This window comes from Albidovulum salinarum (assembly GCF_025673475.1).
Taxonomy (GTDB): Bacteria; Pseudomonadota; Alphaproteobacteria; order Rhodobacterales; family Rhodobacteraceae; genus Albidovulum; species Albidovulum salinarum.
On sequence record NZ_JAOVQO010000001.1, the window covers coordinates 405,710 to 425,582 of the forward strand.

Below are 19,873 nucleotides of genomic sequence, written 5' to 3' on the forward strand. Positions count from 1 at the left end.
GGCCGCCCAACGGCGAGATCCGGGCTTTTGAAGAGGTAGTACGTGCCGCATACGCCCAATGCCACCGAAAACGGCCGGTTTCGGATGCTTTCTGCCGGCGGCGTTGCTTTGCGGGTCTATACCCGGGATCTGGATCGGCCGGGCGTGCCATTGGTGATCTGCAATGGTCTCGGGCAGTCCGTCGAAATTCTCTACCCGCTGCTGCATGAGCTTCCTGACCGGCCGATCATCGCGTTCGATGCGGCCGGGGTAGGCCGGTCGGACGTTCCGTGCGATGTGACCACGATCCCACAGCATGCCGCCATGTTGGGCGAGGTCCTGGATCAACTCGGCGTCGGGCAATTCGACGTGACGGGCATTTCCTGGGGCGGCGCGGTGGCGCAGCAGATCACCCGAGACCAGCCGGACCGCGTGCGCAAGCTGGTCTTGGCCATCACCTCGGCGGGAGGGATCGTCAGTTGGTGGGGCTCGCCTGTAGCACTTTTCGAGATCATGTTTCCCTTGCGCTATGCGAACAAGGCCTACGGAAATTTCATCGGCCCCTTCATGTATGGCGGCGAGGCAATCCTGCAACCAGCGCTCTTCCGAGAATACACCATGCATGCGATCCGCCCGACTTATAAGGGCTATGCAGCTCAGGTTCAGGCCCTGTGCTCCTGGAGCAGTGTGTCCTGGCTTGGCGATCTGAAGACGCCCACCCAGATCATCGGAGGGGCACTGGACTTGTTGATCCCGATCACCAATCAGATGCTGCTCACCGCGCTGCTGCCGAACGCGAGGCTCCGGGTCTTTGATGCGGGTCATCTTGTGATGTATTCACGCCGCGCCGAAGTCGGGGCATTGCTTGCGGGATTTTTAGATGACTGAATTGAACGATCGATGCTGGCAGACGGTCCTGTCAGGGAAACTTGGCTTGAGATGTGATAAGGCGGCGGCTAGCGTCCGGCCATGACCAAACCCAGCCCGTTCAGTTGGTTCAAGACCAGCCCCGAGATCATCCGCCTTGCAGTGATGCTCTATGTCCGGTTCCCGCTGTCGCTTCGGAACGTCGAGGACCTGCTTCACGAGCGCGGGATCGAGATAAGCCATGAGTCGGTGCGGTTCTGGTGGCAGCGTTTCGGCGCGATGTTCGCCGCCGAGATCCGCAAGAAACGTGCCGAGTGCTTGCGTTCTGGGCCGCAGTGGCAATGGCATCTCGACGAGATGTTCGTGAAGATCAACAGCGAGCGGCACTACCTCTGGCGGGCCGTCGATCATGAGGGCGAGGTTCTCGAGAGCTTCGTGACGAAGACGCGGGACAAGAAGGCGGCATTGAAATTCCTCAATAAATCAATGAAGCGCTACGGTCGCCCGCACATTTTCGTCACCGACAAGCTGCGCTCCTATAGCGCCGCATTGAAGGAGGTCGGTGCGGCCGGCCGCCAGGTAACTGGTCGCTGGCTCAACAATCGGGCGGAGAATTCGCACCTGCCGTTCCGACGACGAGAACGGGCGATGCAGCGGTTTCGGCGGATGCGAAGTCTGCAGATGTTCGCCGCCGTCCACGCCTCCGTCTTCAACCATTTCAACTTGGAGCGCAGCTTCTACTCGAGGGTAAATTTCAAGAAGAACCGCGCCGCCGCTCTCGCCGAGTGGCGCGGCCTCGGCGCGTCATAAGGGACAGCGATCCTGCCCTTGTGGAGACGAGTTCGAATTGGTCTGACACCACCGAAAGTATGGTAAGTTACATTTGAAGAAGTGGCTCATAGCACTTCCTGGAGGAGGATAGACGATGCTCAGATTTGTTTCGGGACTTTGCTTTGCAATGATCTGCTCCGGCGCGGCCCTGGCACAGGAGGGTAAGTCGTTCGGGGCCGACTTCGCGGTATCTCGGGACGAGTTTAGCTCGACTGCGGGCCAGTATTCGCCATTTGTAGGACAGGACTTCCCGAACCGGGTATTCTGGGGCGATACCCACCTTCATACTTCATATTCTTGGGATGCGGGCTTGGTCGGAGCTCGGCTCGGCCCGGATGATGCCTATCGTTTCGCGCGCGGCGAGGAAGTGACGGCGAGCATGGGCATGCGAGTCAAACTGGTGCGTCCGCTCGACTGGCTGGTTGTCGCCGACCATGCCGAGAGCCTCGGGATTTCGCAGATGCTGGAACGGGCCGACCCGAAGCTCCTGGCTACGGAGGTCGGACGCTCGACCTACGAGATGTATCAGGCAGGTGACATCTATGGGGCGTTTGAGAACTGGGGCATCAATGTCATTGTCGGGGGCAAGGACCCGCTCGGTGACCCCAATGTCGCGCGCCCGATATGGGAGGAGATCACCGGATATGCCGACACCTACAACAACCCGGGAAATTTCACCGCTTTCATAGGTTACGAGTGGTCGTCGGCGCCGAGCGGGAACAACCTGCACCGCGTGGTCGTGTACCGGGACAATGCTGACAAGGCGAACCGGTTTCTCCCGTTCGGGGCGACGGACTCCGACGATCCAAAAGATCTTTGGAACTGGATGGAGACTTACGTAGCCGAAACCGGCGGCGACCTTCTTGCCATTCCGCACAACGGCAATCTTTCCAATGGCGTGATGTTCGCCGTCGAAGACATGTCGGGCAACCCGATCGACGCTGCCTATGCAGAGCGCCGTGCGCGATTGGAACCGCTCTACGAAGTCACGCAGATGAAGGGAGACGGCGAGGCGCATCCGCTTCTGTCGCCGGACGACGAGTTCGCCGATTACGGCACTTGGGATCGCGGAAACTGGAACGGCGAGGCCAAGTCGCCCGAGATGCTGCCGAATGAGTACGCGCGAGGCGCGCTCAAGCTGGGCCTCCAACTGGAACAGGATCTCGGCGTGAACCCGTTCAAGTTCGGTATGGTCGGCGCAACAGATGCGCATACAGGCTTGTCCACAACGCGCGAGGACAACTATTTTGGGAAGGTCACCCCGATGGAACCGTCTGCCGACCGGTTCGACGCGCAGATTGTCCCGGACCCTGAAGGGAAGGGCACCGGCACCTACGAGTTCGAAACGCTCGCCTCTGGCCTTCAGGGCGTCTGGGCGAGGGAGAACACGCGCACGGCGCTTTTCGATGCCATGAAGCGCAAGGAGACATACGCCACCACCGGCAGCCGGATCACCGTGCGGGTCTTCGCGGGCTGGGACTACGATCCCGCTGACGTGCTGCGACCGGACTTTGCAAAGACCGGTTATGCTGGAGGCGTTCCGATGGGCGGCGACCTTGCGTCCGCGCCTCAAGGGGCGGCTCCGCGCCTGATGATCCGGGCGCTACGCGACCCCGACGGGGCCAACGTCGACCGCATTCAGGTCGTCAAAGGATGGTTGGATGTCGGCGGCGAACTGCGCGAGCAGGTGATCGACGTTGCCTGCTCGGACGACCGCGCCATCGTCGATGGAAAATGCGATGCGCTCGTTGGCAACACTGTGGATATCCCCAGCGCGACATACACGAACGACATCGGCGAGGCGCTGATGATGGCCTACTGGGAGGATCCCGATTTCGATCCCGCGGAGCGCGCGTTCTACTACGTTCGCGTGCTCGAAATTCCGACGCCGCGCTGGACCACGTATGACGCTGCCTTCTTCGAGGTTGGCCTTCCAGAAGGTGTTCCTGCCATCCAGCAGGACAGAGCCTACACATCACCGATCTGGTACACGCCGGACCACGGCTGATCTGGGCTGTTGGCGGTGTCAGAGGAACCTAGCTTGCGGCGAGGCAGGGCGCCGACTAGCGTCGCTTAATGTCGAAACCTGACCCGTTCAAATACTTCAAGACGAGCCGCGCGTTCATCCGCCTGGCGGTGATGATGTACGTGCGCTTCCCGCTCTCGCTCCGTAACGTCGAGGACCTGCTGCACGAGCGTGGCATCGACATAAGCCATGAATCGGTCCGGTTCTGGTGGCAGCGTTTCGGACCGATGTTCGCCGCCGAGATCCGCAAGAAACGTGCCGAGTGCTTGCGTTCTGGGCCGCAGTGGCAATGGCATCTCGACGAGATGTTTGTGAAGATCAACGGCGAGCGGCACTACCTCTGGCGGGCCGTCGATCATGAGGGTGAGGTCCTCGAGAGCTTCGTGACCAAGACGCGGGACAAGAAGGCGGCATTGAAATTCCTCAAGAAATCAATGAAGCGCTACGGTCGCCCGCACATTTTCGTCACCGACAAGCTGCGCTCCTATAGCGCCGCATTGAAGGAGGTCGGTGCGGCCGACCGCCAGGCAACTGGTCGCTGGCTCAACAATCGGGCGGAGAATTCGCACCTGCCGTTCCGACGACGAGAAAGGGCGATGCAGCGATTTCGGAGGATGCGAAGTCTGCAGATGTTCGCCGCCGTCCACGCCTCAGTCTTCAACCATTTCAACTCGGAGCGTAGCTTCTCCTCGAGGGCAAATTTCAAGAAGAACCGCGCCGCCGCTCTCGCCGAGTGGCGTCAACTCGGCGCCGCATAAGGGGCAAGCTCACTGTCCATTCGGAGACTGGTTCGAATCCGTCTGATGGTGTGGACGGCTCCACCCCGACGGCATCGCATTGTGCCATGTTGGTGCTGTGTGACAGCCAACGAAGGAAGGAGCCGACCACATGGAGATTACAACACTCGGGATCGATCTGGCCAAGTCCGTCTTTCAGCTTCATGGCGTTGACGGGGATGGCGCCGTTGTCTTGCAGAGGAAGGTGCGAAGAGCTGCTCTGCTCGATGTTCTCAGGCAGTTTGAGCCCTGCCTGATCGGCATGGAGGCGTGCCCGACTTCGCACTCCTGGGCGCGGTCGATTGCGGCGCTCGGTCATGACGTGCGGCTGATCCCACCCGCGTATGTGAAGCCCTACGTGAAGCGTCAGAAGAATGATGCGGCCGATGCCGAGGCAATCTGCGAGGCGGTGACACGGCCGAACATGCGCTTCGTGCCGGTGAAGAGCGAGGAGCAGCAGGCGGTTCTCGTCCTGCACCGGTCGCGTGACCTGCTGATGCGGCAGCGCACGATGATCCTCAACGCAATCCGGGCACATATGGCGGAGTTCGGGATGATCACCGCACAGGGACCACGGAAGGTTGTCGACCTGGTCCACCGCCTGAGCGACCCTGACGGCGGGCTGAACCTGCCAGCCCTCGCTCGATCGGCGCTTTTGTCGCTGGCCGCGCAGCTCGAGGCCTTGGCCGCAGAGATTGGCAAGATCGAACGCCAACTGATGGCGTGGCACCGGCAGAACCAGGCGAGCCAGCGGCTCGAGACGATCCCGGGCGTGGGCATCATCACCGCCACGGCGCTCGCGGCCAGTGTGTCGGATCCGTCCGTCTTCCGATTCGGTCGTCAGTTTGCGGCCTGGCTGGGGCTCGTGCCGCGGCAGAACTCCTCTGGCGGCAAGGAGCGATTGGGGCGCGTGTCGAAGATGGGGAATGGCTACCGGCGCCGATAGCTGGTCGTCGGCGCCACCTCGGTGACACGGCGCGTGCCAACCACCGATACCCGAACCGGGGCCTGGGTCAGGTCCCTGCTTGAACGTAAGCCAACGCGGCTCGTGACCGTGGCCATTGCCAACAAGACGGCGCACTGCATGGGCGCTGCTCGTGAAGGGAGAGAGCTACAGGGTCGAAACGGTAATCTGAACAGAAGAGAGCTAAAAGCGTCGCTCCAACGGCGTCGCGACGAGATGCAAGGGCAGAGATGAGTGATGATGATCAAGCGAGACCGCTGCCGGGACACCCCGAGGTGCTGTCAGGGCGTCAAAGCTCGCCTGTCTGATTGGGACCGGGCACGCGGACTTCATCAGGGCCAGCGGTCAGACGCACCGCGCTCAAAGGCCGGACAAATGACCGCAACCCGCTTCGATCCAAGTCGCTCAAGAAAACCCTTGCAAAACAGGAGCCGTCCACAAATGACAGCTCCGGGCGAATTGCTCGAAGGCGGAGAGACGGTTTTCTGCGAACTGACCGTCACATCTGGACTTCAGGGCCAGACAGATTCATCGTCGATCCGATCCACCAGATGCCGGGACTGAACACCTTAGCTCAGCCGGGAGGTTGCAAATTTGCGCACCGGCGTTCGACTCCTCTGCGTCCTCCCCACGCCCGTCGCTTCGCCCACCGCCGCGTTCGAAGGCGGCAGAAGCTGCCGTCCGAGCACCATGTCGGCGGCGCGTTCGGCCAGCATGATCGTAGGTGCGTTTAGGTTGGCGTTGGGCTCGCTCGGGAAGACCGAGCTGTCGATCACCCGCAGCCCCACGATGCCGTGCACCTTCAGCTCGCTGTCGACGGTTGCCATCTTGTCCTCGCCCATGCGGCAGGAGCCGCAGGGGTGGTAGGTACTTTCCATCGTCTCGCGCACCCACGCGTCGATCTCGTCGTCCTTCTGCACGTTCTTGCCCGGCGCGATTTCTTCGCCGCGGAACCGGTCGAAGGCGGGTTGGGCGACGATTTCACGCGTCAGCCTCAGGCAGCGGCGGAAGCCCTCGCGGTCCTCCTCGCGGTCGAGGTAATTGAACAGGATATCCGGTTGCTCATAAGGGTCGGCCGACCGCAATCGGACATAACCCCGGCTCTTCGGCTTGTTGGGGCCGGTCAGCACCATGAAACCGTGGCCTTTCAGCGGCTTTTTTCCGTCATACCGCATCGCTGCGGGCAGGAAGTGGAACTGGATATCGGGCCATTGCAACGACGAGTCCGAGCGGATGAAGCCGCCGCTTTCGAAATGGTTGGTCGCCGACAGGCCGCGTTTGAACAGGATCCACTCCGCCCCGATCAGGAAGCGGCTCCAAAGCCCCATCTTGCCGTTCAGCGTGATCGGCTCCTTGCAGGCGTACTGGATATACACCTCGGAATGGTCCTGAAGGTTTTCGCCCACGCCGGGCAGGTCGTGCACGACCTCGACCCCGGCATTGCGCAAAACCTCGGCCGGGCCGATGCCGGACCGCTGCAAGAGGTGCGGCGCACCGATCGGACCGGAGGCGACCAGAACCTCGCGCGCGGCGCGGACGACGTGGAGCTGCCCGTCGCGGTCGTATTCTACGCCGACAGCGCGCTTGCCCTCAAGGATCACCCGCCGCGTCATCGCATGGGTCAGAACCGTCAGGTTCGGCCGCGTCATAGCGGGTTTCAGATATGCGTTGGCGGTGGACCAGCGGCGACCGTCCTTTACGGTCATGTGCATCGGGCCGAAGCCTTCCTGCAGATAGCCGTTGGGGTCGTCGGTGGTGACATAGCCCGCCTCGCGCCCGGCCGAGACGAAGGCGCGGTAAAGGGGGTTCTTCATTTCGTTGCCAGCGTTTGTGGCTAATGGGCCGGAGGCGCCGCGCCACTCATCCCCGCCACTCTTCCAGCTTTCGGCGCGCTGGAAATACGGCAAGCAGTTCGCATAGCCCCAGCCCCGTGCGCCAAGCTCCTCCCATTCGTCGAAGTCGCGGGCATGGCCGCGCATATAGACTAGCCCGTTGATAGAGGAGGATCCGCCCAGGACCTTGCCGCGCGGGCAATGCACCCGCCGCCCGTCCAAACCTGGCTCCGGCAGGGTGAAGTAACGCCAATTGTACTTCTTGCCGTTCATCGGGATCGACAGCGCCGTCGGCATCTGGATGAAGATGGACTTGTCCGATCCCCCGAATTCCAGCACCAGAACGCGCGTCTTGGGGTCTTCGCTCAGCCGGTTCGCCAGAACGCATCCGGCCGAACCTGCGCCAATGATGATATAGTCGAAGGACTGGCTCATAGGGCACCTTCCGTCTTTCAAAGTAGGTTGGGTTGTGTGGCTTTGAGTGGGCGGGCGCGAACGCCCGCTGCCGATGTCGTGTCAGTTGCCGGGGTAGTTGCCCCAGTGCGGTCCCTTGGCGAAGATCCGGGTCAGCACATAGTGCAACAGCCCGGCGATGCCACAGGACGGCAGCGACGCCGTGAGGTAGCGGAAGGCCGTCACGTTATCGAGCGTCTGGGGATTGAAGAGCCAGACATAGGTTACGAAGCCCACCGCCAGCGCGAAGAGGCCGATCGGGTTGAAGCCGCCGACAAACTGGAAGGCACCGCCTTCCTGACGCCCGTGCAGCGCCCGCAGGTCGAGCTGCTGACGGCGCAGGAAAAAGTAGTCGGCGATCCCGATCCCGGCGAGTGCGGAGTTAAGCGCCGAGGTCCACACGAGGAAAATGAAGAACCCGTCATACATCTGCGGATAGGCGACGACGAGGATCAACGGAATGATGCAGAAGGCAAACAGCAGCGTCCCCCAGCCGATCCTCCGAACGCCCGCCGTTCCGACCTGCCGAAGCCCGACGATCGAAGTGTAGAGAATATTGGCCATGGAGGTGATGTTGGCGAAGGCGATGAATCCGAGCGCGACGATCCCGACGCCTACGCCAGCGATCTGCGTCATCCAGACCGTAGGATCGCTATCCCCCATCGACACAGCAGCGAAAAGACCGACGACCTCGCCCAGAACCGCGGCACCGAAGATGCCGAAGATGTTTGGCCAGAAGGCGGTGCGTTCGTTCTTGGTCAGGCGCGCGAGGTTGCCGATATAGGGCCACCAGGAAAAACCCGCGGCCATGTTGATCTCGATCGCGATGATGAAGTTCAGCCGCTTGTCCTCGAAGGGCGGATCGAGTGCCTCCATCCCCATCAGTTCGGCAAAGCTGTGCTGGCGGAAGATCAGCCAGAGCATGGCGATCATCAGAAGCACCAGAAGTGGCGACACGATCATGTTGAAGACCTTGATCGAGGTCGGGCCGCGCGCAACGATATACCAGGTCAGAAGGACCGCACCGACTGCAGCGATCGCGACCTTGATCCCCGTAGGATTGGCGGTGCCTCCGGTCGCGAGCGCTGTCAGCCCGTCGATGGAACGCCCGAACATCATGGCCAGCACCGCGAGCCATCCCATGGTCAGGACGATCACGGCGAGGAGGTAGACAAGTCGGCTGCCGTTGTATCCGTACTGGCTGCGGATGCCGATGAACTGTTCGACACCGTAGCGCCCCGCCATCACGGTCGTGGCGAGCGCGGTCAGGACAACGCCAAGGATATTGCCGATGACGATAGCGGCAATACCTTCCTTGGGGCCGACGAAAAGCCCGACCGCCCCGCCGATGAGGAAGGCCCAGGTGGCGATCGCCAATGCAGAGTTTGCGAACGTGAATTCCTTGAACCCCCAGAGCCGCTCGGACGGCAGGAGGGGGGCGTCGCCGCGTTCGGCGGCCGCGGCGTAGTCATTGGACGACGCATCCGGTGCCGGCCGCGGTGCATAAGTGCCAGAAAGTGTTTCCATTGTCATCTCAGGCCACCCACATCCAGAAACCAATGGTCAGCGACAGCATCAACGCCGCTATCCCGAGATAGTCGATCGCGGTCATGCAGCCTTCGGCCTCATCCCCGATCGCCTCATAAATGTCGGCGCGCCTGTCTATCTCGGCGAGCCAGTCAGAACTCAATCTTTCCATCTTCTCCTCCCGTTCTGGCAGGCCGCCTCGGCCCGCGTATCCTCTCCTCCCGCCGTTGGCGGCATCACCGGACCCGGATCGGGTCCGCATAGTAGGGCACCCTGTCGACCCGCGGTCTCCAGTCGCCGTTCTTCACGACACTCAGAACGTAGGCCGCGATCTCCTCCATCGGCGCGAACCACACGTCGCCATGCGTCAAAGCCTGTTCCAGGAACCGGTGCACGACCTCCCACCGGGCCAGGCGGCCGGTGGCGAAAGGATGTACGACCGGCACCCAGAGCCCGCCGTGACGCCGCGCCGCGTCGAATTCCTGCGCAAAGGGCAGAAAGCCCTGTTCCGGCGCGCGGATCGGCATCATGTAGTCGAGGTCCATCGACTGGACGTATTGCGGCCAGTCATCCATTCCCCAGTGCGACGGCAGTTCCACGAGCCGCCCGGCGGCGCTTTCGAGCAGATAGGGCTGGTCGTCGCCCATCAGCGAGGCGTCGTAGACAAAGCCGCGTTCCGCCAGAAGGTCGGCGGAACGATGCGAGAAGTTGTAAAGCGGCGCGCGCCAGCCGCGCGGGCGCTGGCCTGTGGCCTTGACGATCACCTCGAGGCCCCGGTCGAGCCAGTACGCCTCGGCCTCGGCCGATACCTCGCGGGGATGTTCGTGCAGGAAACCGTGATGGGCAATTTCGTGCCCGCCCTGCAAGATCGCCTCGACCGCCTTGGGATAGGCTTCGATGCACCAGGCGGGAATGAAGAATGTTTGGCGCAGACCGAGCTGACGGTAGCTTTCCACGATGCGCGGGATGCCGACCTCCGGCCCGTAGCGCAGCATGGAAATCGCCGCGACCCGACTATGGCCATCCTCAGGATGGGCCAGATGGATCAGGCTGTCGGCATCCATGTCGAAGGTTATGCAGGCCGCGCATTTCGTGCCATTCGGCCAGGGAATGGGATTGGCGATCATGGCATGACGCTCCCGCCGTTGGGGCCGATGCCTTGGCCGGTGAAGTAGCGCCCGCCTTCGCCGGCTAGGAATGTGGCGACCGCCGCGATTTCGTCAGGCTGGCCGAACCGTCCCAGTGGAATCGCGAGTTCCTTCTGCCGCCACTCCGCGCTCATGTTGGCTGCGCCCAGCATCTCGGTGTCGATCGGGCCGGGGCAGATGGCGTTGACGAGGATGCCGGGGGCGAACTCCTTCGCCCAACTGCGCACTAGGCCGAGAACGCCGTGTTTTGAAGCGACATAGGGCGAAAACGTCTCGCGCCCGTAATAGGCCATGTCGGAGGCGATCAGGATGATGCGTGGCGGATTGGTCGAATCCGGGGTCATCAGACTGATCGCCGCCTGACCAATCATGAAACTGCCGCGCAGGTTGACGGCGATCACCCGGTCGAAGTCCGCGACCGGGGTTTCCAGAAGTGGCGCTTCGTGGATGATGCCGGCGCAGTGGACGAGCACGTCCAGCCCGCCCCAAGTTTCCTTGACCGCGTCGCGCAACGAAGTCGCGGCAACGGCGTCAGAGACGTCGCACGCAAGGGCCTGGACTTCAGCTGCCCCTACGCCGCGCACGGCCTCGGCCGTGGCTTCGGGTTGACTCAGATCGGCCAGAACCACGCGCGCGCCCTTCCGGGCGAAGGCGAAGGCCGCGGCCGCGCCAATCCCGCGCGCCGCACCGGTGATGAGGACCCGCGCCGTCATGCCATCACCTCGCCACGGTCGACCATGATCGCCTGTCCGGTGATGTCGCGGGCGCCGTCGGAGGCGAGGTAGAGATAGGCGGCGGCCATGTCGCCGGGCTCCATCAGCCCCGGCAGCACCTGTGCGCCGGTGATCTCGTTCAGTAGATCCTCTTCTCTGCGGCCGGTCCGCTTCGACATATTTGCCAACGACAGCATCGCAGCCTCGGTCCTGACCCAGCCGGGGCAGACCGCGTTCACCCGAATTCCGCGCGACCCGAGTTCCTTGGCCATGACTCTGGTGAAGCCAAGATTGGCGTGCTTGGAGCCGACATAGGCAGAAAACTCCGACACCGCCGTACGGCTCCAGATTGAGGCGGTGACAATGACGCTGCTGCCCTCGGGCATTTTCAACACCGCGTGGCGGGTGACATAGAAGGTGCCGTTGATGTTGACGTCGGTGATGCGCCGGAAGGTCTCTTCAATTGCCTCGTCCGGATCAGTGAGCGGCGTGATCCGCTCCAGCCCGGCGTTGTTCACCAGAACGTCGATCCGGTCCAGATCGGCGAGTGCGGCCTTGATCGACGCGCTGTCTGTGATGTCGGCCTCGCACGCCCGGCAGGGCCGCCCGCACTCCGCCGCGATGGCCTCGGCAGCGGCGTGAATTCCGGAGCCGGACGATAGCACCGCCACATCCGCACCGGCCATCGCGAAGGCCCTGGCGACGGCGAAGCCGATGCCCCGGCTCGCCCCCGTCACCAGAACCCTTTCGCCCGAGAAGTCGTAGTGTATCCGCCCCATCGTTCACGCTCCGCGCGCGTGAATGATGCGGCCGATAAGGTTCATCAGAACCTGCGCCGCGAGGATCGCCGTGCCGCCGGTGTGGTCGTAGTCTGGCGCGACCTCCACGAGGTCGACCCCAACGATCCGGCCGCGTTTCGCGAGACCCGCCAGAAGCTCCAGCACTTCGTAATAGATGAAGCCGCCGTGGGACGGCGTGCCAGTGCCCGGCGCGATTGACGGATCGAACCCGTCGATGTCGATGGTCACGTAGTAGCGTGCAGCCTCGGGGATGCGCGCGAGCACCGCCTCGACCCCAAGCTTGCGGATCTGGCGCACCGACAGGATGTCTGAACTCATGGCCCGGGCGTCCTCGTACCCGTCGCGCGCTGTCGATGAGACGTTGCGGATGCCAAGCTGCGTCAATCCGCTGACATAACCCTTCTCGGCGGCACGACGCATCGGATTGCCGTGGCCGTGGCGCACGCCGTAACGCACATCGACGAAATCGAGATGCGCGTCGAACTGGACGACATGGATGGGACCGTTCTTCGCGCAATCCTCGTCGAAGGCGTTGATACAGGGAATATTGACCGAGTGATCGCCCCCAAGCACCACCGGCAACGCCGCGGCCGCGAGGATCTTGCGCACGCCGAATTCGATGTTGGCGTGACTCGTTTCTGTGTCGGTATGCACGATGTCGGCATCGCCCAGGTCGACGATCCGAACCTTGTCGGCCGGTAGATAGGTGACGTCGTCCTCGTGGTCGTAGGCGCCGCCATGACCAAATGCAAACAGGGTCGAGGCCTCGCGGATCGAGCGCGGCCCGAAACGTGATCCGGCCCGCCATTGGGTGCCGAAGTCGAAAGGTGCGCCGAGGATGGCGACATCGGCGTCGATCTTATCCCAGTCCGCAACATAGGTGGACTTGCCGAAAGTGCAGATGCCGACAAACGGCAGATTGAGACGCCCTCGGTCATATGCGTTGTCGGACATTCTGATCCCCCTTCGAAATGGTCGGGGCAGGAGAACATGGGCGCTGGCGTCTAAAAATACATATGTTTCTAAGTTTACTTGTGTGAATATCTATGAATGGAAAATGCCACCAAACCGAGCCATGCCAAGCTGGCGGATGTCGACCTTCGTCTTCTGCGAGTTTTCGCGGAAATCGTCCACGCCAATGGTTTTTCGGCTGCCCAGGCGAACCTCGGCATGACTCAGGCCACGATATCGGCCCACATGCGCCATCTCGAAGAACGGCTCGGAGTGCGTCTTTGCGAACGTGGCCGCGGTGGTTTCTACCTGACGGACGAGGGACGGCAGGTGCATTCTGCGATGCTGGATCTCTTCGGCTCCATCGACAGATTCCAAAGCGCGGTGAGTGAGGCGCAAGGCGAGCTTTCGGGCGATCTGAGTTTTGGAACCGTCGACGCGATGGTGACGAACCATTCCTTGAATCTTCACCTGGCAATCGCTGAGTTCTGTAACGAGGCTCCGCGACTGCGCCTTTCTATCGATATTGCCGCGCCGCAGGTGCTGTCCCAGGGTATTCTCAATGGCCGATATCAGATCGTGCTGATGCCGGAGCAACGCCTGCTCGGACAGACCCACGCCATCAACATCTATGACGAACGCCAGAACCTCTACTGCGGTCGCGCGCACCCACTCTTCTCCGTTCCGGACCATACGATCACCGAGAAGCTTCTCGCAGAACAGGATTTCGCAGGGCGAACCTACATGGCGCAGACCCAGATCTGCGGCGTGGATTTCAACTGGCGTGCCGTCACCGCCCATATGGAGGGCACGCTCATGCTTCTGCTTTCGGGTGCATTCATCGGTTTCCTGCCGCAGCACTTCGCGGAACAGGAGGTGCGAAACGGCCAGCTGCGCGTGCTTGCCCCGGACCGGATGGCCTTCGATGACACCTTCCAGATCGTCTATCCACGCGAGCGCCCGACACGTGCTGCGGAACTGCTGGCCCAGGCGGTTCTCAGGCGCCAACATAGCTAACGTTGGCAGAAGCGCTAGGTTGAAGGTGAGAGAAAGCGTGAGCCCGCCTCGGCTTGGAGGACAATGCGACCCCCAACTGGACAAGTTGAAAGCGCCACGGGACGAAATGTCCCAGACATCGCGTTCATGCTGCTGACAATAGCGTTCGGACATACTCTTGGCGCTCCTGCCCATCGCGGCATGCCTGATCAGCCGCACCTGAGTGGTCCGATTTGATTGTTAGTGCATGACTGGCCTCTGGTCCATCGGGATGACGGATTCAGGGGCCGGCGGGCGGTAGCCCAGAGCACTGTGGGGGCGTTTCGTGTTGTAGTGTTTCCTCCATTGCTCGATGAGGATCTTGGCCTCTCGGAGGCTGTAAAAGACCTCGCCGTTGAGCAGCTCGTCCCGGAACCTGGCGTTGAAGCTCTCGCAGTATCCGTTCTCCCAGGGTGACCCTGGTTCGATGTAGGCCGTCCTGGCACCGACGGCGGCAATCCAGTCCCGGACCGCCTGCGCGACGAACTCGGGGCCGTTGTCGGATCTGATGTAGGTGGGTGTTCCGCGCAGGATGAACAGATCGGTGAGAGCATCGATGACGTCGACCGAACTCAGCTTCCGCCTGACCCGGATCGCCAGGCACTCCCGGCTGAACTCGTCGAGGATGTTCAGCGTGCGGAATGCCTTGCCGTCATCGGTGCGGCAACCTGCCGCAACTTCATGACAATCTCTTCAGGTTTGTGCCGCTTCGTAGCCATGTCGATCCTCCGTTCTCCTAAACATAACGGCGGACCACTTCACTGGGGGAGGATCAGTGTTTCACCGGCGGTTCAAGGATGCGACGACGATGTCGCCGATCCAGTTCGTGAAGTCGATGCGGCTGAACAACGCCGCGATGAAGATCGCCGAAGGAAAAACCGTTTCCGAGGCGGCCTGGGACGTGGGCTACCAAAGCTCTTCCCAGTTCATTGACCGCGTAGCGCCGCGCCACCTGCGCCACCGAAACGCCCGGCGCAGCCGTCTGGAAACAGATCGACCGCTTTTCCTCATCCGACCAAAGCCGCTTCGTCCGCCGCGACACGCCTGCACCATAGTGTCCACTATCGATGGTGGACACTATCCCGCTCTCTCACCCCGTGGCAGGGCGGTCAGACCGGACGGTTACGCCATGTCTACAAATCGTTCCCATCCGCTTTGCGGAGGATTACCATGCCGCCCAGCTACCACGCTGGATTCACGAGATGAATCCCTCACCCGATTTGCGCAACAGAGCCACTCATCGTGGTCACTCCGTCATAGTATTACTTTTCACAGGTCGGAACTGCCGTCAGATAGTCGAACAGCAAGAATTCTGCAAAAGGCACCAGTGCATTATAGGTTTCGTCAATCAGGTTATTGTATTCGCGGACGATCTGGCCCTCCGGTGTCACCTCCATCACCCGCCCCTGCATTGAAGAGGTGATCATCCAGTTTCCATTCGGTAAAAGCTGATGGGCTCCCATTATGAAGCTAAAAAAATCCAGACCCGTGCCCAGAAGCGCATCCTCGGTACGTCCGGTTCGGGGATCGAGGCGAATGATGTTTGACCGGAACCTATCCATATTGTTTGAAAAGACTGTGATCGTACCGTCAATATTGAAGTCGGGGTCATGCTGGTCGTTCCAGGGACCATAGGCTACCCATTTGACCCCCCCCGTCCGGCGGTCGATCACTGCCAACATGTCGATGTTGCGCATGCTGACCAAAAGATCCCCAGACGCGAACTGCGGGAAGGCTGCGGCCATAGTTGGCAAAAGCTCTTCGATATCGTTCGGATGGAACAGGTCAGCCTTGTCGTTCTCGCCCATATCTCGGTCGAATGAGAAATTCTCCGGTATTCTGAGCGCAAGCGAATTGGATGCAGAAATACTGATTACATCGTCGATAAGGTCAATAGATTCAAGGATATCTCCAGTTTCGGGGTTAAACCTGACCATCCTTTGGTCATGCCCGCCATCCCAGCGTGACGCCTGCCACGTCCAATAACCTTCATGCCCTGCCGTAATCGAATGGTGGTAGACTTGATCGGTGCGGGACCAGATCACGCGACCGCAAGGGTCGAAGCGTGCCATTCCCATAGCGGCGTCCCAGGTTACAATCACCGAACCGTCGGGAAGCATGGCTACCCCATGCACTAACTCACCCGGATTGCCACTGTCGAACACAAGTGAATAGTCGATCGGAACCGAAAGAACGACTTCTCCAGACGGGCTCAGAAGATCGACAAAGTATCTCACACGATCCGCGTCAAAACGGTTGATTAACCAATAGCCCGGAGCGATGGCAGCCTCATCACGAACGACATGGCGCTCGTTCGCCGCGTCGGGGCGGCGGCGAGAGAATGAAATGGGTGGCAGGATGCGACCGGTGGCCCGAAAGGATCGGACCGCAGACCTGATTTCATCGGTTTTCTGCCATGGCCACCAGTCCTTATGCGTCGACCACATACCGACAAAGAACGCGGCCAGAAGCGAAAGAAACAGGCCCGACAAGATCGAAAGGGTTTTCGCGCTCATCTTCTACATTCCATGAGACGACAACGGGCAGCACCACCGACTCGAACGATAGTGCGTATAGTTGTGGCATGCGACCTTGGGCGCTTCGCAAGGAAGAATTGGCAGACATTCGGAAACAATAAGCGCCATTCTCTTGTATTCCTTGAAATGTCGTTGTCAGACAGTTGCTAACCAGTCTCCGAACAACTCGCGACGTCGGATTTAGGCCGCGCAGAACTGCCGCCACTCTTCAAGGCGGCAGTGCGGTTGAGCTTGAAATTGCGTCTGGAGGAGACGTGGCGTTCCCTGTTGAAGAGGTTCTAGACGGAGGCCTGAACGGCGGCGAACATCTGCAAACTTCGCATCCGCCGGAACCGCAGCATCGCCCGCTCCCGTCGTCGGAATGGTAAGTGCGAGCTCTCCGCTCGGTTGTTGAGCCAGCGTCCTGTCGTCTGGAGATCGGCGGCTCCGAGGGCTTTGAGAGCGGCGCGATACGAACGGAGCAGGTCCGTGACGATCTCCCGTGGCAGGCCAAAGCGCTTCATTGATTTCTTCAGGAATTTCACAGCGGCGCGCTTGTCCCGGCGTTTGGTGGCGACCGCCTCCAGAACTTCGCCCTCGTGATCCACGGCGCGCCAGAGGAAACACCGCTTCCCGTTGACCTTCACGAACACCTGGTCCAGATGCCAGCGCCAGTTCGAGAATGCGCGCATGCGATCGACACACTTGCGCTTGATCTTGGCGGCGAACATCGGCCCGAACCGGCTCAGCCAGAAGCGGATCGTATCGTAGCTGATATAAATCCCGCGCTCGTGGAGCAGGTCGTCCACATTCCGCAGCGAGAGCGGGAAACGCACATACAGCATGACCGCCAGGCGGATCACGTCTGGGCTGCTATGAAAGCCTTTGAGCGGGTTGGATCTGCTCATCCCCGGACGCTACAGATCCGAACTGCCCGGCTCAAGGTTGAAGTTTCTGACCGTGCCTTTCGACATGTTCTGATCTCCTCGTTCCTGGAGACCAGCAGATGTCAGATCGTAGATTCCGTCACTGTCCGATTTTCGGGGAGGTGCTCATTGGTTATGGCGGGACGCTAGCCACCGCCTTGTCACACCTCACGCCAAGTTTCCCTGACAGGACCCCCACGCCTGTTCCGATCAACCGAGCCACCTCTCTCCGGGATTCCCACGCGCGCCCGAAATTGACTCTTCTCTGGTGCGGGGCAAATTTGATACTGTCAAAAAGTACGCAAGCGCCTAAGTCCTTTGGACTGAAGCTGGGATTGTAATACCTGCAATCGTGGCGGTGGACTAGGATCGCATTTTATTTGTCACTTGTACGGAAGGATTTGAACAATGAGCATTCGGATGGCGTCAAGCCCAGCTTTAATAAACACAATTCTTGGCTTTTCGCTGGCGGCACTAACACCAAACTCAGCTCTTGCCTACATTGGCCCCGGCGCGGGTCTTGGCGCCATCGCCGTTACCATAGCCGTGGGATTCGGTTTCCTTCTTCTTCTGATCGGGCTTGTCTGGTACCCGCTCAAACGACTCTTGAAGAGAGGAACAGGCGGCAGTAAGGCGAAAGACAAGTCGGAGTGATCGTCGAGGCCGTAGTTTCGCTACTTGCGGTTGGAGCCTTTGCCTTCGCCCTCAAGGGCTTGGCAATCGTCGGCGTTGCAAGAGAAGCATTGAATCTGGCCGCGGCTGGAGTCTCGGCGATGCTTGACCAGGAGCTCGATGACCTTGGGAAAGAAGTTGCCGTCCGACGCGCAGGCTTCGGCCTGATCAAATCCGCATTCAGTATTTTCTGGCGTTTCGGTCTGACTCTCGTCGCAGCCTCCGTTCCTATTTTCGGCGCAGAACTCGTCGGGCTCGCCTCCAGCGTGGATGTGATGAACTTCATGCTACAATGGGAGTACATTCTCGGCTTATCGATACTGGGCGTTCTACTGTCCGAGTTTATTAGACGCCGGCGAAGCCCATCCGTAAAAGAAGACGCCTCAGCGAACCGCTACTCGACTGCGGACCGCTTGATCCACATGATCGCGTTCTCCCACCCGAAGGTTCTGAAAACAGCATCCCGGTTAGAGGATGCACTTATGCCGATGACTGCGGAACAGACTTCATTTCGACCCATTTTCATTACGTCGTTAGCTAGAGCCGGCACAACCGCTGTCTTAAATGCACTTTATGATATGCCAAGTATAGCCACGCATACTTATCGTGATATGCCCTTCCTCACCGCACCCCGGCTTTGGAACCTACTCGCAGGAGGCAGTAGCAGATCTGTCGAACGCCGGGAGCGCGCCCATGGCGACGGTCTCGAAATTGACCTCGAAAGTCCCGAAGCTTTTGAAGAAGTCGTGTGGCAATTGTGCTGGCCGGACAAGTATGGGGAGGCTGGTATCAAGTGCTGGGATGAGACAGATAGAGAAAATAAGAGTGAGCAATTTCTCTTTCACCACATGATCAAGATAATCAATGCGCGGTCATATCAGGGAGAAGCTTCCTCTTTTCAAAATGCAAGATATTGCTCAAAGAACAATGCCAACATCGCGCGCATCTCGTTCTTGAAAGCCGCCTTCCCAAATAGCCAGATCGTCGTCCCGATAAGGCAGCCAGGTGCCCACGCGGCTTCGCTACTGCGACAGCATCAAAACTTCTGTAAATTGCATGATCGGGACGCATTCATTCGTCGATACATGCGTGATATTGGTCACTTTGAATTCGGACAACTTCATAAACCTATTCTGTTTCCAGGCGTTGAATCGAACAGCTACGATCGATCTTCGGGAAATTATTGGCTGCAGTATTGGATTCATGCTTTTCGCGAAATTCTAAACTATCAAGAGACTTGTATCTTCGTGCTTCAGGACGATCTTCGCTCGTCGCCACAACGGGCCATGGAGGACTTATGCGTGGCTTTGGGTCTGCACCAATCCACTTTGCAGTTTTCTGGCTATTTTCGCTCCGAACCCGATCAACCTATGCCGGGGCTGTTTGACCAAGAACTGTACGATGAGGCGGAAACTCTTTATCGGGAGATGGAAGCTATTGCGAAACGTCAAAGCGCGGGCATCAAGACTCCAGCGCAGTATTTGTAAGGGTCTTGTCAGAGGGAATTCCGTTGAGTGGGGCAGGGCGGTTTCGTAGCGTCGCGGGATAACGAAAGACGCCCCAATCAAGTACTTCCGGACCTGCCGCGAGATCATCCGCCTGGCGGTGATGATGTACGTGCGCTTCCCGCTCTCGCTCCGTAACGTCGAGGACCTGCTGCACGAGCGTGGCATCGACATAAGCCATGAATCGGTCCGGTTCTGGTGGCAGCGTTTCGGACCGATGTTCGACGCCGAGATCCGCAAGAAACGTGCCGAGTGCTTGCGTTCTGGGCCGCAGTGGCAATGGCATCTCGACGAGATGTTTGTGAAGATCAACGGCGAGCGGCACTACCTCTGGCGGGCCGTCGATCATGAG

At 60.2% G+C, this 19,873-nt stretch carries 16 protein-coding genes and 3 pseudogenes; 9 read left to right on the top strand and 10 right to left on the bottom strand.

The window, feature by feature from the left end:
- Positions 1–42 precede the first annotated feature (42 nt).
- The 5 genes and pseudogenes from OEZ60_RS01955 to OEZ60_RS01975 all read left to right on the top strand — a co-directional run bounded on the left by OEZ60_RS01955 (position 43) and on the right by OEZ60_RS01975 (position 5,615).
- Positions 43–867, top strand: a complete 825-nt coding sequence (locus OEZ60_RS01955; RefSeq protein ID WP_263332669.1) for an alpha/beta fold hydrolase — start codon at positions 43–45, stop codon at positions 865–867.
- An 81-nt stretch (positions 868–948) separates the two neighbouring features.
- On the top strand, positions 949–1,656 hold the full coding sequence (locus OEZ60_RS01960; RefSeq protein ID WP_263332671.1) for an IS6 family transposase: 708 nt from the start codon (positions 949–951) through the stop codon (positions 1,654–1,656).
- A gap of 115 nt (positions 1,657–1,771) precedes the next feature.
- Positions 1,772–3,685: a DUF3604 domain-containing protein gene (locus OEZ60_RS01965; protein WP_263332673.1), complete on the top strand. Its 1,914-nt coding sequence runs from the start codon at positions 1,772–1,774 to the stop codon at positions 3,683–3,685.
- A 68-nt stretch (positions 3,686–3,753) separates the two neighbouring features.
- A complete protein-coding gene (locus OEZ60_RS01970) occupies positions 3,754–4,461 on the top strand; it encodes an IS6 family transposase (RefSeq protein ID WP_263332675.1) in 708 nt (235 codons plus the stop codon).
- 130 nt (positions 4,462–4,591) lie between these two features.
- Positions 4,592–5,615, top strand: a pseudogene (locus tag OEZ60_RS01975) (IS110 family RNA-guided transposase).
- Between the two features lie 397 nt (positions 5,616–6,012).
- On the opposite strand, the gene betA reads toward OEZ60_RS01975, so the two are convergent.
- The 7 genes from betA to speB all read right to left on the bottom strand — a co-directional run bounded on the left by betA (position 6,013) and on the right by speB (position 12,870).
- Complete coding sequence (betA, locus tag OEZ60_RS01980) at positions 6,013–7,710, bottom strand: choline dehydrogenase (RefSeq protein ID WP_263332677.1); 1,698 nt, start codon at positions 7,708–7,710, stop codon at positions 6,013–6,015.
- Between the two features lie 81 nt (positions 7,711–7,791).
- A complete protein-coding gene (locus tag OEZ60_RS01985) occupies positions 7,792–9,255 on the bottom strand; it encodes a purine-cytosine permease family protein (protein WP_263332678.1) in 1,464 nt (487 codons plus the stop codon).
- Between the two features lie 7 nt (positions 9,256–9,262).
- The gene (locus OEZ60_RS01990; protein WP_263332680.1) at positions 9,263–9,427 is read right to left on the bottom strand and encodes a hypothetical protein; all 165 of its coding nucleotides are present in this window, start codon (positions 9,425–9,427) and stop codon (positions 9,263–9,265) included.
- Between the two features lie 64 nt (positions 9,428–9,491).
- Entirely contained in the window at positions 9,492–10,382 is an 891-nt protein-coding gene (locus OEZ60_RS01995) for a polysaccharide deacetylase family protein (RefSeq protein ID WP_263332682.1), read from the bottom strand.
- Entirely contained in the window at positions 10,379–11,116 is a 738-nt protein-coding gene (locus OEZ60_RS02000) for an SDR family NAD(P)-dependent oxidoreductase (RefSeq protein ID WP_263332684.1), read from the bottom strand. Before OEZ60_RS02000 ends, OEZ60_RS01995 begins: the two co-directional genes overlap by 4 nt.
- On the bottom strand, positions 11,113–11,895 hold the full coding sequence (locus OEZ60_RS02005; RefSeq protein WP_263332685.1) for an SDR family NAD(P)-dependent oxidoreductase: 783 nt from the start codon (positions 11,893–11,895) through the stop codon (positions 11,113–11,115). The genes OEZ60_RS02000 and OEZ60_RS02005 overlap by 4 nt, the downstream gene beginning before the upstream one ends.
- A 3-nt stretch (positions 11,896–11,898) precedes the next feature.
- Entirely contained in the window at positions 11,899–12,870 is a 972-nt protein-coding gene (gene speB / locus OEZ60_RS02010) for an agmatinase (RefSeq protein WP_263332687.1), read from the bottom strand.
- A 96-nt stretch (positions 12,871–12,966) separates the two neighbouring features.
- On the opposite strand from speB, the gene OEZ60_RS02015 reads away from it, so the two are divergent.
- On the top strand, positions 12,967–13,884 hold the full coding sequence (locus tag OEZ60_RS02015) for a LysR family transcriptional regulator (protein WP_263332689.1): 918 nt from the start codon (positions 12,967–12,969) through the stop codon (positions 13,882–13,884).
- A gap of 219 nt (positions 13,885–14,103) precedes the next feature.
- On the opposite strand, the pseudogene OEZ60_RS02020 reads toward OEZ60_RS02015, so the two are convergent.
- From OEZ60_RS02020 to OEZ60_RS02030, 3 genes and pseudogenes are all read right to left on the bottom strand, one after another.
- Positions 14,104–14,565 (bottom strand): annotated as a pseudogene (locus OEZ60_RS02020) (integrase core domain-containing protein); the annotation flags it as partial.
- Between the two features lie 599 nt (positions 14,566–15,164).
- Positions 15,165–16,418, bottom strand: coding sequence for an arylsulfotransferase family protein (locus OEZ60_RS02025; protein ID WP_263332691.1), 1,254 nt, complete (start codon positions 16,416–16,418; stop codon positions 15,165–15,167).
- A 201-nt stretch (positions 16,419–16,619) separates the two neighbouring features.
- A pseudogene (locus OEZ60_RS02030) lies at positions 16,620–17,326 on the bottom strand (IS6 family transposase).
- A 426-nt stretch (positions 17,327–17,752) separates the two neighbouring features.
- Between OEZ60_RS02030 and OEZ60_RS02035 the strand changes: the two are divergent.
- The 3 genes from OEZ60_RS02035 to OEZ60_RS02045 form a co-directional block, all read left to right on the top strand.
- Positions 17,753–17,998 carry a hypothetical protein gene (locus tag OEZ60_RS02035; RefSeq protein WP_263332693.1) on the top strand — a complete coding sequence of 82 codons (246 nt, stop codon included), beginning with the start codon at positions 17,753–17,755 and terminating at the stop codon, positions 17,996–17,998.
- On the top strand, positions 17,995–19,503 hold the full coding sequence (locus OEZ60_RS02040) for a sulfotransferase (protein WP_263332694.1): 1,509 nt from the start codon (positions 17,995–17,997) through the stop codon (positions 19,501–19,503). The genes OEZ60_RS02035 and OEZ60_RS02040 overlap by 4 nt, the downstream gene beginning before the upstream one ends.
- A 58-nt stretch (positions 19,504–19,561) precedes the next feature.
- Positions 19,562–19,873: DDE-type integrase/transposase/recombinase (locus OEZ60_RS02045; RefSeq protein WP_263332727.1), on the top strand; the 312-nt coding region annotated here is incomplete at its 3' end.